Below are 11,759 nucleotides of genomic sequence, written 5' to 3' on the forward strand. Positions count from 1 at the left end.
GGGCGGGCCGATATCGCCTGCCCACAGACTGCCCGAAAACCGGCTCATCATGTCGGGAGTTGTCCACAGGTGACCCGCGGGACCGTGCCGCGCGCGACAACGGCCCCTGACTGGACGAGAATCCTCCCATGTACGAACGGCTGCGAGTTGATCGCTCGACCACGGTGGACCGGGTCGTGGACGCGCTCCGCGCCGCTCTGTTCGCCGGCGACCTCGAACCCGGTACGCCGCTGCGCGAGCAGCCGCTGGCCGAGGCGCTCGGCGTCGCCCGGAGCACCGTCCGCGAGGCGATGACGATGCTGGTCACCGAGGGCCTGGCGGTCCGCGAGCCGAACAAGGGCGTCAGCGTCGCGATCCTGCATCCCGCCGCGGTCGCCGACATCTGCCGGGCCCGGTTCGTGCTGGAGTCGGCCGGCATCAAGGCCTGGTACGACGCCGACGAAGCGGCCCGCGAGCAGGTCCGCGCCGCGATGCGCGAATTCGCGGCGACCGCCAAGGACGGCGCCGACCCGGAGGCGATGACGGAGACGCATCTCGCGATCCACCGCAGCCTGGTCGCGCTGACCGGGAGCGAGCGGCTGATCGCGACCGCGGACTCGATCACCGGTGAGGCGCGGCTCGCGCTGGCCCGGGTGGACGCGCTGCGGCAGGACGCGAAGCAGCAGGTCGCCTCGCACCGGAAGCTGATCAGGCTGCTGGAGAAGGGCGAGCTCGACGAGTGCGTCGAGGAGCTGCGCCGGCACCTGGCCGGAGCAGAAGAGTCGCTGCTGGAAGCCATCGCAAGTCCGCACCACTAGATCGCCTCCCGCCGGCTCGAGGTCCGCGCCGGTGCCTGGCGTGGGGAGGAGGCGCAGCCCTGGCTTTACCCCCATTCCGGTGCGGGAGCCGCCCTTCGTGAACCCCGGGGTGGCAGGATCGAGCGTATGAAGAACCTGATCATCAAGTTGCTGGCGAACGCCGTGGCACTGGCGGTGGCGAGCTGGGTCGTCGGGGGCATCACACTCCAGGGGGCGACCACCGGCAAGCGGGTGCTGACGCTGCTGATCGTCGCGGCCATCTTCGGCGTCGTGAACGCGGTGGTGAAGCCGGTCGCGAAGCTGGTCTCGCTGCCGTTCATCATCCTGACGCTGGGCCTGCTGATCTTCGTGATCAACGCCCTGATGCTGCTGCTCACCTCGTGGATCACCGGCAAGCTCGACGTCCAGTTCCACGTCGACGGGTTCGGCGCGGCGCTGCTCGGCTCCCTGGTGATCACGCTGGTCGGCGTCCTGCTGAACGCCGTCCTGCCCGACAAGGCCGAGATCCGCTGACGTGCGCCACGTCGAGGTCGTCTGCACGGGCAACATCTGCCGCTCACCGGTCGGCGAGGTGGTGCTGCGCGCCAAGCTCGCCGCGGCCGGCCTCGACGACGTCGTGGTGACCAGCTCGGGGACCAGCGGCTGGCACATCGGCGACCCGATGGACTCCCGCGCCGCGGCCGCGCTCCGCCGTCGCGGGTACGACGGGAGCGCGCACAAGGCGCAGGAGTTCCGCAGCTGCTGGTTCGCCGAGCGCGACCTGGTGCTGGCGATGGACTCCGGGCACCTGTCCGCGCTGAACCGCCGCCTCGGCACGGAGGCGGTCACGGTCGAGCTGTTCGCCGACGTCGACGTACCGGATCCGTACTACGGCGAGGACGAGGGCTTCGACGACGTGCTCGACCAGATCGAGAAAGCCGCCGACGTCTGGGTCGAGCGGCTCTCCCGATAGCCGGCTACGGCTGGCCGATCTCCGCCTTCAGCGCGGTGAACCACTCCACGTTCGCGTCGAACTCCTTGCCGCCGGCGATCCGCGGGAACTCGATCGCGCGCAGCTCGTCGCCGCGCTCCTCGTCGTGCCCGACCACGCCGGACTCACCGCGCAGCGCCGCGTCGACGGCGTAGTCGGTGCACTCCTTGATCAGCGCCAGGTCCTTGTCGTTGGCCGCGGCCGAACGGCTGAAGTAGCCGCTCTTCTGGACCATCGTCTTCTCGGCACCGATCCGCTCCGCGAACTGCTTGGCGAACCAGGCACCCGGGTTGATCGTGTCCAGCTTGACGTGCCCGAACGGGTCGCGGCCGACCTCCTCGCCGCGCGCTTCCAGCTCGGCGACGATCGCCGGTACGCCGGCGCCCTCGGACAGGAAGATGTTGACGCAGTCGTTCTCGTCCATGACCGCCTTGAGGCGCTCGGCCTCGGCGTCCAGGTCGATCGATGCCTCCGGCACGTACACGGCGTGCACGTCCCAGCCGCCCGAGGTCAGGCCGATGCCTGGGTTCCACTCCTGGGCCTTGACCCACTCGCGGTAGGCCAGCGCGGTCGCGGCGGTCAGCCAGCCGCAATTGCGGCCCATCACCTCGTGGACGACGAGCATCCGCGGGTTCGAGCTGTGCTCGGCGATCACGTTGCGGGCGAACAGCGCGCCCTGCTCGGCCGCCGTCCAGGCGCCCAGGCTCTGCCGGATCGGGATCACGTCGTTGTCGATCGTCTTCGGCAGCCCGACCACGGTCAGCTCGTAGTCGTGCTCGTGCAGGTACGCCGCGAGGTCGGCGGCGGTGGTGTTGGTGTCGTCGCCGCCGATCGTGTGCAGCACGTCGACGCCGTCGGCGACCAGCCGCTCGGCCGCGACCTGCAGCGCGTTCTGGCCGTCGGCGATCAGGCCGCGCTTGACCAGGTCGGCGGTGTTGGTCAGCTTCACCCGGCTGTTGCCGATCGGGCTGCCGCCGAACTGGTGCAGCAGGCCGGCCTTGGCGCGGACCTCCGGCGTCACGTCGACGTACCGGCCGCTGAGCAGACCGTGGTAGCCGTTCAGGTATCCGATGATCTCCACGTCCGGCGCCACCTCGGTGTAGCGCTGGATCAGCCCGCCGACGGCGGACGACAGGCAGGGCGCGAGCCCGCCCGCGGTGAGAAGGGCAACTCTGCGGACAGGCTTGTCGGCAGCCATGGGTCAGGGTCCTTCCGAAGGTCGCTGAAGTCGCTCCCAGCGTAGTGAGGCAGACCACTTCCGGCGCTGGTCGGGGCCCACCAGGCGGACAGCGGCGACTTCGGTACCCGGCCGGAGCGACTTCGGTATCGGGTCGGGCCGCGGGGCTGTCACCGGGTCCGCGGTGGGCACCAGACTGCGGGGATGGGTCTGCAGCCACGTGGCATCTCGTACGTTCCCGCGAGCGCGCCGGACGTCGTACGGGGTGATCTGCGGGCGATCGCGGAGGAGCTGCACTGCGACACGGTGATGCTGATCGAGTCCGACCCGGAGCGGCACCGGGCGGCGGCGGAGTACGCGTTGCAGCTCGGGCTGGACGTGTGGATCCGGCCGTCGGTGGAGGACCGGCCGCACCGGGAGCTGCTGGAGCGGCTGGCCGGTACGGCGGCGATGGCGGAGGAGCTGCGGCAGCGCTACCCGGGCCGGGTGACGCTGCTGGTCGGCAACGAGTTCTCGCTGACCACGCCGGGGATGCTGCCGGGGCCGCGGGTGTTCGTGCGGGTGCAGGTGCTGGTGCGCTGGCGGCGGTTCTTCGACCGGCGGATCACGCGCAAGCTCGGCGTACTGCTGAAGGCGGCGCTGGCGACCGCGCGGGAGTCGTTCCACGGGCCGGTCAGCTACGCGGCCGGCTACTGGGAGCAGGTCGACTGGTCGGGCTTCGACGTGGTCGGGGTGAACTTCTACCGCTTCGGGACGGACGCGGCGGCGTACGAGAAGCAGCTGCGCGAGCTGGTCGACCGGTCGGACAAGCCTGTGGTGATCACCGAGTTCGGCTGCGGCTCGTTCGTCGGGGCCGACCGGCGCGGGCCGGGGTCGTTCCTGATCGTCAACTGGTTCGCCACGCCGCCGCGGGTCAAGGAGGGGTACCAGCGCGACGAGGCGACGCAGGCGGCGTACCTGGGTGAGCTGATCGACCTGTACGACGCCGGCGGCGTCCAGGGCTGTTTCGTCTTCACCTACGCGATGCAGGACTTCCCGCACTGGTCGGACCCGGTGTTCGACCTGGACATGGCCGGTTTCGGCGTCGTGAAGATCCCGGTGAACGAGCCCGATCGGCGGGAGCCGAAGGAGTCGTTCGCCGTCGTCGCGCGGAAGTACTCAGCGTAGCGGGACGGCGCGCGGCGGCACGGGCGTCGAGACGACGAACGAGCTGTTCGTCGAGCCGTGCACGTTGAGCTTGTCCAGCAGCCCTTCCAGCGCGTCGATCGCGGGGACCTGGACGCGGATCAGGAAGCAGTCCTCGCCGGAGATCCGGTGGCACTCGACCACCTCCGGGGTCCGCTCGGCCAGCTCGATGATCCGCGGGATCTGGCCCGGGCCGGGCTTGAGCCGCACCCAGGCGGCGACCGGCAGCCCGAGCGCGGCCGGGTCGAGGTCGAGGCGGTAGCCGCGGATGACGCCGGACTCCTCCAGCTTGGTCACCCGCTCGCGGACCGTCGGGCCGGAGACGCCGAGCTTGCGCGCGAGCTCGGTGGTCCGGGCGCGGGGGTCGGCCATCAGCTCGGTCAGCAGCCTGATGTTCAGCTCATCCATCGGAATCCCCTTCAGACCTGCAAGTCTTTCGCTCGATCCCCTTCAGAATGCCATGCCGTCCCTGCTTGATGCTTCCTAACGTTAACCCCGTGAAACCTGTCCTCGCCGCCGCGGCCACCGTCGTCCTCTGGGCGTCCGCGTTCGTCGCCATCCGGCACACCGGCACCGAGTTCTCCGCCGGCGCCCTCTCGCTGGCCCGCCTCCTGGTCGGCAGCCTGCTGCTCGGCGCCTTCCTGCTCGTACGCCGTACCGAAGCCCCCGCCGCACGCCGCTGGCCCGCCAAGCACGACTGGCCGCTGCTGCTGGCCTGCGGCCTGCTCTGGTTCGGCGTCTACAACCTGACCCTGAACGAGGCCGAGCGCCGCCTCGACGCGGGCACGGCGGCGATGCTCGTCCACATCGCGCCGCTGCTGATCGCGCTGCTCGCCGGACTCACCCTCGGCGAGGGCTTCCCGCGGCCGCTCGTCATCGGCAGCCTGGTCGCGTTCGCCGGCGTCGTGGTGATCGGTACGTCGACCTCCACCGGCCGCGCGGAGACCTGGGGCGTCGTCCTCTGCGTCACCGCCGCCGTCGCGTACGCCGTCGGCGTCGTCACCCAGAAACCGCTGCTCAACCGCCTGCCCGCCGCCGAGGTCACCTGGCTGGCCTGCACCATCGGCGCCGTCGTCTGCCTGCCCTTCGCCCCGGCCCTGCTCGCCGAGCTCCGGACCGCGAGCACCGCAACGATCTGGTGGGTCATCTACCTAGGCGCCTTCCCCACCGCCCTCGGCTTCATCACCTGGGCCTACGCCCTCCGCCGCTCGACCGCAGGCCGTATGGGCGTCACCGTGTACGCCGTACCGGTCGTCGCCATCCTGCTCGGCTGGCTCTTCCTCAACGAGACCCCCGCACTGCTGGCCCTCGCCGGCGGCCTGCTCTGCCTCGCGGGCGTCGCCGTCTCCCGCCGTACCGCGCCCCGGAAGGAGCCGGCCCGATGAAGTTCGGCCTGTTCGTACCGGGGTTCAGGGCTTGATGCCGCGGAGCTGGGCGTGGACGCCGCCGTACGCGTCGGTCTTGGGGAGCAGCCGCTTCGGGACCTTGGTGACGACGCTGTAGTTGGCGTCGACGACGTTCGCCAGCGGGACCTCGCTGACCTGGCTGAGCAGCTGGTAGGCGTCCAGCTTGTCGAGGCCGTACAGCTCGCCGAGCCAGGCGACCATGTCGACCTGACCGGTGCGCCAGGCGTCCTCCAGCGGGCGGCTCGACCCGACGACCGCCAGGTAGTCGTCGGTCTCCAGCCGCGGCCAGGCCGGGCCGGGGGTCTTGATCAGCTCGACCAGCATCACCACGTTCATCGCGCCCTCTACCGCCGTACCGCAGGACTCGCCCTCGCCCTGGCGGTAGTGGCCGTCGCCGACCGAGAACAGGGCGCCCTCGACGTTGACGCGCAGGTAGCACGTCGTACCGGCCTTCATCTCGGGCGTGTCCATGTTGCCGCCGAAGTAGTCCGGGACCAGCGACGAGCGCACCTCGAACGCCGCCGGGGCGACGCCGACCGTGCCGAGCATGGTGTTGATCGGCAGCGCCAGCTCGAAGTCGCTGCCCTGGGCCTGGAAGCCGACGGTCTGGTTCGCGGTGTCGACCTCGTAGATCCAGGTCCGCTCCGGCAGCGGGTCCTGGAGCGTGGCGGTCTTGTCGGTGCTGGTCAGACCGCCGAAGAACGGGATCGTCGCCGACGCACCCCAGCTGCGAGCCGGGGTCAGCTCGACGAAGTGCAGCGCGAGCGTGTCACCCGGCTCGGCGCCCTCGACGTAGAAGGGGCCGGTCTGCGGGTTCACGAACGGCATGTTCAGGCTGACGCTGGCCAGGTCCGTCGTACTGCGGAGGCTGCCGGAGAACGCGTCCTCGGTCCACAGCCGCAGCAGACTGCCGGGCGCGACGCGGCGGACCGGCGCGGCACCGCCGAAGGTCCAGGTGAGCTGCTCTTTGTCCGGGGAGAATTCGACGATGTCCACGCGGAAAAACTACGCCTGGTGCTCGGTCCTTCGCGACTGATCAGCGGGTTCTCAGCGGATTCTCAAACAGAGCGCATAAAGTCGCCAAGCGAGCAGAAACGGACGAGCGGGGAGCGAACGATGCGGGTACTGGTGGTGGACGACGACCGGGCGGTCCGGGACTCGCTGCGCCGTTCGCTGGAGTTCAACGACTTCGAGGTCGTGACGGCCTCCGACGGCGCCGAGGCCCTCGCGGTGATCGGCAACGTCGAGCCCGACGTGGTCGTGATGGACGTGATGATGCCGCGCCTCGACGGCCTGGAGACCACCAAGGCCCTGCGGGCCGCGGGCAACAACGTCCCGATCCTGGTCCTCACCGCCCGCGACGCCGTCGCCGACCGCGTCGACGGCCTCGACGCCGGCGGCGACGACTACCTGACCAAACCCTTCGCGTTGGAGGAGCTGCTCGCCCGCCTCCGCGCCCTCCTCCGCCGCAGCGCAACCCCCGGCGAAGGCGGCCCCCGCGGCGAGGTCCTCCAGTACGCCGACCTGGTCGTCGACGTCGACGCCCACGAGGTCCACCGCGGCGAAGTCGCGATCCAGCTCACCCGCACCGAGTTCTCCCTGCTCGAGCTCCTGATCCGCAACCCCCGCCGCGTCCTCGAACGCGCCGTCATCCTGGACGCGGTTTGGGGCTACGACTTCCCGACCACCGCCAACTCCCTCGAGGTCTACGTCGGCTACTTGCGCCGCAAGACCGAGGTGAACGGGCTGCCGCGGTTGATTCACACGGTGCGCGGTATCGGGTATGTGCTGAGGGACACGCCACCGTGAGCTCGGAACCCCCGGAGTTTCCGTCGTACGCCGACGACCGCGTTCCCCCGAGCGGGCCTGGGCGCGAGGCTGACGCGAGCACGCCGAGCACGAGTGGCACCGCGTCCGACGACAGCCGCCTCCTCCCCGGCGCGGCCGGGCGCGGACCTGACGCGCGTACGCCAGGCACCGGCGGCGCCGCTGGCGGGCCCGACACGGAGACGCCCGGCACGAGCGGTGGTCCGTCCGGCAGCAGCCGCGTTCTCCCAAGCGCGGCGGAGCGTGGACCTGACGCAAGCACACCAGACACCGGCGGCGACGTCAGCCGCCCGCACGCAGGAACGCCGGGCTCCAGCGGCGGCGCACACACCTCAGCCCCGGGCACTGGCGGCGCAAGCACGCCCGGGTTGCGCCCTGAGCGCGACGCCGGGGCGGCTGCGTCCGGCGGCCGGATCCCTCCGACACCGAGTCCGCGGCCGAGCGCGCCTGGGCCGGCGCGGTCGGGCGGACCTGGGACCGGGCAAGGGCTGATCCCGCCGACGCCCAGCCCCCGCCCAGCGACGCCCGGTGCCAGTGGGCCCGGCTCCGGCAGACCTGGCTCCGGCGGCCCCGGCTACCACGGTGCTGGCGGCCCCGGCGGCGGAGCGCCCGGTACGTCCGGCTCCGCTGCGATCGGCGGGCCTGGCACCGGCGGACCTGGTTCAGCTGGCCCTGGTGGGTCCAACTCCAGCGGCGCTGAGGCCCGGCGTACAAACGGCACCGTCCCCAAGCGGATCACCGCGACAGCCGCGAGGACGCAGAGCTGGTGGCAGGAGAAGCTCCACCGGCTGAGTCTGCACGCTCGCGTGACGCTGCTCGCGGCCGTGGCGGTCGGGTTCGCGGTGGCCCTGGTCAGCGTCTCGGCGTACGTGACTGTGCGCCAGCAGATGTACCAGAACCTCGACAACAGCCTCGTCGACCGCGCCGGCCAGGCGGCGAGCCGTGGCCTGCTGACCAACCTGGAGAACCTGCAACGCATCCCACCCGACGCCCTCGGCCTGAGCGACATCAAGCTCGGGCTGTACGCCGCTGACGGTCAGCAGTTCGGCTCCGACCCGAAGAACGTGCCGCCGATGGGACCGGCCGAGCTCGAGGTCGCGGTCAACCAGGGCAACGAGGCCAGCATCCGCACCGTCGGGGTGCGCAACGGCGCGCACTTCCGGGTGGTCGCCGTACCGGCCATGTTCTGCCCGTTCGAGAACAACGAGTGCACCAGGGACCAACTGGAGCCCGGTGCGCTGGTCGTTGCCCAGTCGCTCGACTCCATCGACCGGACGCTGCACAACCTCGGCATCGTGCTCTGGGCGTTCGGTCTCGTCGGCGTGATCGGCGCCGCCCTCGCCGGCAACGCGATCGCACAGTCCGGTCTCCGCCCGCTCGTGCGCCTGACCGGCGCCGCCGAGCACGTCGCCAGGACCGAGGAGCTCCGCCCGATCCCCGTCACGGGCACGGACGAGATCTCCCGCCTCGCGATGGCCTTCAACGCGATGCTGCAAGCACTCGCGAGATCCCAGGACCGCCAACGCCGGCTGGTCGGCGACGCCGGCCACGAGCTCCGTACGCCGCTCACCAGCATCCGCACCAACCTCGACCTCCTCGCGCAGGCCGACAAGCGCGGCGGCCTCAAACCCGAGGACCGCAAGCAGCTGCTCGACGACGTCCAGGCGCAGATGGACGAGCTGACCACCCTCATCGGCGACCTGACTGAGCTAGCCCGCGACACCCCACAGGTCCGTGACGCCGAGCTGATCGAGCTGTCGAACGTGGTCGAGGACGCAGTCCTGAAGGTACGCCGCCGCGCACCCGGCCTGGAGTGGGACGTGCAGCTCGCACCGTTCCCCGTCTGGGGCGACGAACGCCTGCTCGGCCGCGCGGTCACCAACCTCCTCGACAACGCCGCGAAGTACAGCACCCCCGACAACCCGACGCCTGGCGAACCACCGTCCCGCGTCATCGTCCGCCTCCGCGACGGCGTCCTCACCGTCACCGACAGCGGCCCCGGCATCGCCGAAGCCGACCTCCCGCACGTCTTCGAACGCTTCTACCGCTCCAGCGAGGCCCGTAGCCGCCCCGGCTCCGGGCTGGGCCTGGCGATCGTCAAGCACGCCGCGGAACAGCACGGCGGCATGATCTACGCCCGCAACGCACCGTCGGGCGGAGCCCAGTTCACCCTGTGGCTGCCGCATGCGGCTACGCAGTCCCGCTGAAATATAGAGGTGCCCCAGAGGCCCGCTGTACTGCGGCCGACAAGGCCGCCTGCGGCTGAGACCGCTCCGGCCGGGAGGCGATGCGGTGTGGGGGCGGCGAGCGGTAAGACGCCAGACCGGGCGCGCGGCGCGGGCGCGGAGCCGGTGTGGGGTGCGGGCGCGGGCCGGTGCGGGGTGCGGGCGCCAGGCGCCTCGCCCGGCGTGGACGCGGGCGCCGGGTGCGGTGCGGACGCCGAGTGCGGTGCGGGCGCGGACGCCGGGTGCCGGGTACTTTGCAGCTAATCGCCGGCTCTACACACACCGCCTTCCGGCCGGAGCGGCCTCAGCCACAGCGGACCTCCTCGGCCGCATCGCAACGGCGCTCAGCCGGACACGGCCGCGCGGTAGCGCAATACTCAGCGCGCCAGCGCGCACTTGGCGCCGCTAGGCGCACACCGCGCGCTAAGCGCGTACTTGAAGCGCGCCAGCGCGCAAAACGAGGCGCGTCAGCGCGCACACGAAGCGGGCGTTAGCACGCGCACCCACTCCAAGGGTGGGTGGGAGCGGCGCGGAGCACGCGACGTAGGAGCGGGCGTAGCACCGCGTGGGATGAACCCATCAACCCACCGCCAAGCGCGCTTCACAGGTTCCCCACAGGAAGCTCAGGGGATCCTCAACGAGTTCTTTGGGTGCTTTGACGGGATCTTCAGGGGTCTCTCAGGTCCGGCGCTCATGGTTGGTGCATGACCGAGAACCAGCCGCACCAGCCGCAGAACCAGTCGGGGGACGAGACTCCGGCGCAGGGTTCGACGTACGGGAACCAGGGTCCGCAGGGGACGCCGCCGGCGTACGGCTCGAGTCCGCAGGAGCGGACGCAGCAGCTGCCGATGGGTGGGTACGGGCAGCACTCGCAGCAGCAGTACGCGCCGCAGGGGCACGGCCGCTACCAGGGCGGGCAGGGCGGTCACGGCGGGCAGGGTGGTCAGTTCGGTACGACCGGGGCGCATCAGGGGGCGTCGCCGGGTACCAGCTGGTCCCCGCCGCCGTTCGGCCCCCACCAGGCGCAGCAGCAGGCGGAGGCTCCCAAGCCGAAGCGGCGTGGGCTGGCTCTGGTGGCGCTCACCGCGCTGCTGGTCGGTACGGCCGGTGGTGTGGGTGGTGCGGCTGTGTACTCGGCCACGAACGACTCCAGCTCGACCCCGTCGGTGACGGCTCCGCTGAACGGCAGCCAAGCCGCCCCGGTCTCCGCGCCGGACGGTTCGGTGCAGAAGGCCGCGGCGAAGGTGCTGCCCAGCGTGGTGAAGATCGCCTTCACCACCTCGCAGGGCTCCGGCACCGGGTCGGGGATCGTGATCAGCAAGGACGGCCTGATCGTCACCAACAACCACGTGGTTGCCGGTGCGGGTCAGGGCGGCCGGCTCAGCGTCATCCTGAACGACGGCCGTACGGTCTCCGCGACCGTGGTCGGCACCGACCCGCTGACCGACCTCGCGGTGATCCGCGCCGACGCGAAGGACCTGACGCCCGCCGTACTGGGCAAGAGCGGGGACCTCGGTGTCGGGCAGGGTGTGGTCGCGATCGGTTCGCCGTTCGGCCTGGACGCCACCGTGACGAGTGGGATCGTCTCGGCGCTCAACCGCCCGGTCACTTCGGGCGGCGAGGAGCAGGACAGTACGACGGTCTTCCCAGCCATCCAGACGGACGCCGCGATCAATCCGGGGAACTCCGGCGGCGCCCTGATCGACCTCGCCGGCCAGGTGGTCGGAATCAACAGCGCGATCAAGACCGCCGGAGGATCGGGACAATCCGAAGGCGGCAACATCGGCCTGGGCTTCGCAATCCCGATCGACCAGGCCAAGCCGATCATCGACGAGCTGGTGGCCAAGGGCAAGGCCACACATGCGCGGCTCGGTGTGACGGTCGGCGACGCGCAGTCCTCCGACGGGCTCACGCAAGGAGCGACCCTCGGCGAGGTGACGTCCGGCGGTGCGGCGGACAAGGCCGGCCTGAAGAGCGGTGACGTGGTCACCGCGATCGACGGCAAGGCGATCGCGTCAGGGGACGCGTTGGTCGCCGCGGTCCGTTCGCACCGCCCGGACGATGAAGTGACGATCACCTACAACCGCTCCGGCCAGACCGGCCAGACGGCGAAGGCGAAGCTCGGCTCCGACAACGGCAACCCCACGGGGTGACACGACGGTGCCGGGGGCC

11 protein-coding genes are annotated in these 11,759 nt (G+C 71.1%); 8 read left to right on the forward strand and 3 right to left on the reverse strand.

Annotated features, from left to right (window positions below):
- The first annotated feature begins 128 nt into the window (after positions 1-128).
- The 3 genes from ACZ6Z4_RS20460 (at position 129) to ACZ6Z4_RS20470 (ending at position 1,749) form a co-directional block, all read left to right on the forward strand.
- Positions 129-797: a GntR family transcriptional regulator gene (locus tag ACZ6Z4_RS20460; protein WP_465566410.1), complete on the forward strand. Its 669-nt coding sequence runs from the start codon at positions 129-131 to the stop codon at positions 795-797.
- Positions 798-923: 126 nt separating this feature from the next.
- Entirely contained in the window at positions 924-1,310 is a 387-nt protein-coding gene (locus ACZ6Z4_RS20465; protein ID WP_465566413.1) for a phage holin family protein, read from the forward strand.
- A gap of 1 nt (position 1,311) precedes the next feature.
- Positions 1,312-1,749 carry a low molecular weight protein-tyrosine-phosphatase gene (locus tag ACZ6Z4_RS20470; protein ID WP_465566415.1) on the forward strand — a complete coding sequence of 146 codons (438 nt, stop codon included), beginning with the start codon at positions 1,312-1,314 and terminating at the stop codon, positions 1,747-1,749.
- A gap of 4 nt (positions 1,750-1,753) precedes the next feature.
- On the opposite strand, the gene ACZ6Z4_RS20475 is transcribed toward ACZ6Z4_RS20470, so the two are convergent.
- Positions 1,754-2,965, reverse strand: a complete 1,212-nt coding sequence (locus ACZ6Z4_RS20475; RefSeq protein ID WP_465566418.1) for a pyrophosphate--fructose-6-phosphate 1-phosphotransferase — start codon at positions 2,963-2,965, stop codon at positions 1,754-1,756.
- 183 nt (positions 2,966-3,148) lie between these two features.
- On the opposite strand from ACZ6Z4_RS20475, the gene ACZ6Z4_RS20480 reads away from it, so the two are divergent.
- Entirely contained in the window at positions 3,149-4,111 is a 963-nt protein-coding gene (locus ACZ6Z4_RS20480) for a hypothetical protein (RefSeq protein ID WP_465566421.1), read from the forward strand.
- On the opposite strand, the gene ACZ6Z4_RS20485 is transcribed toward ACZ6Z4_RS20480, so the two are convergent.
- Positions 4,103-4,537 carry an Lrp/AsnC family transcriptional regulator gene (locus ACZ6Z4_RS20485; RefSeq protein WP_363670066.1) on the reverse strand — a complete coding sequence of 145 codons (435 nt, stop codon included), beginning with the start codon at positions 4,535-4,537 and terminating at the stop codon, positions 4,103-4,105. The genes ACZ6Z4_RS20480 and ACZ6Z4_RS20485 overlap by 9 nt on opposite strands.
- Before the next feature lie 89 nt (positions 4,538-4,626).
- Between ACZ6Z4_RS20485 and ACZ6Z4_RS20490 the strand changes: the two genes are divergently transcribed.
- Complete coding sequence (locus tag ACZ6Z4_RS20490; RefSeq protein ID WP_465566427.1) at positions 4,627-5,514, forward strand: DMT family transporter; 888 nt, start codon at positions 4,627-4,629, stop codon at positions 5,512-5,514.
- Between the two features lie 24 nt (positions 5,515-5,538).
- Here ACZ6Z4_RS20490 and ACZ6Z4_RS20495 read toward each other — a convergent pair whose 3' ends face one another.
- Positions 5,539-6,531, reverse strand: a complete 993-nt coding sequence (locus ACZ6Z4_RS20495) for an acetamidase/formamidase family protein (protein ID WP_465566430.1) — start codon at positions 6,529-6,531, stop codon at positions 5,539-5,541.
- 120 nt (positions 6,532-6,651) lie between these two features.
- On the opposite strand from ACZ6Z4_RS20495, the gene ACZ6Z4_RS20500 reads away from it, so the two are divergent.
- The 3 genes from ACZ6Z4_RS20500 (at position 6,652) to ACZ6Z4_RS20510 (ending at position 11,740) form a co-directional block, all read left to right on the forward strand.
- Positions 6,652-7,344 carry a response regulator transcription factor gene (locus ACZ6Z4_RS20500; protein WP_363670074.1) on the forward strand — a complete coding sequence of 231 codons (693 nt, stop codon included), beginning with the start codon at positions 6,652-6,654 and terminating at the stop codon, positions 7,342-7,344.
- Between the two features lie 824 nt (positions 7,345-8,168).
- Positions 8,169-9,569 (forward strand): sensor histidine kinase, encoded by a 1,401-nt coding sequence (locus ACZ6Z4_RS20505; protein ID WP_465566439.1) that lies wholly within the window; start codon positions 8,169-8,171, stop codon positions 9,567-9,569.
- Between the two features lie 722 nt (positions 9,570-10,291).
- Complete coding sequence (locus ACZ6Z4_RS20510; protein ID WP_465566442.1) at positions 10,292-11,740, forward strand: S1C family serine protease; 1,449 nt, start codon at positions 10,292-10,294, stop codon at positions 11,738-11,740.
- The last annotated feature ends 19 nt before the right edge of the window (positions 11,741-11,759 follow it).

The organism is Kribbella sp. NPDC104740 (assembly GCF_055583505.1).

What these genes read in the sequence shown, in the direction of transcription:
- ACZ6Z4_RS20475 (WP_465566418.1), bottom strand. Translation starts at nt 2,965, where the DNA reads ATGGCTGCCGACAAGCCTGTCCGCAGAGTTGCCCTTCTCACCGCGGGC.
- ACZ6Z4_RS20465 (WP_465566413.1), top strand. Translation starts at nt 924, where the DNA reads ATGAAGAACCTGATCATCAAGTTGCTGGCGAACGCCGTGGCACTGGCG.
- ACZ6Z4_RS20460 (WP_465566410.1), top strand. Translation starts at nt 129, where the DNA reads ATGTACGAACGGCTGCGAGTTGATCGCTCGACCACGGTGGACCGGGTC.
- ACZ6Z4_RS20500 (WP_363670074.1), top strand. Translation starts at nt 6,652, where the DNA reads ATGCGGGTACTGGTGGTGGACGACGACCGGGCGGTCCGGGACTCGCTG.
- ACZ6Z4_RS20510 (WP_465566442.1), top strand. Translation starts at nt 10,292, where the DNA reads ATGACCGAGAACCAGCCGCACCAGCCGCAGAACCAGTCGGGGGACGAG.
- ACZ6Z4_RS20480 (WP_465566421.1), top strand. Translation starts at nt 3,149, where the DNA reads ATGGGTCTGCAGCCACGTGGCATCTCGTACGTTCCCGCGAGCGCGCCG.
- ACZ6Z4_RS20485 (WP_363670066.1), bottom strand. Translation starts at nt 4,537, where the DNA reads ATGGATGAGCTGAACATCAGGCTGCTGACCGAGCTGATGGCCGACCCC.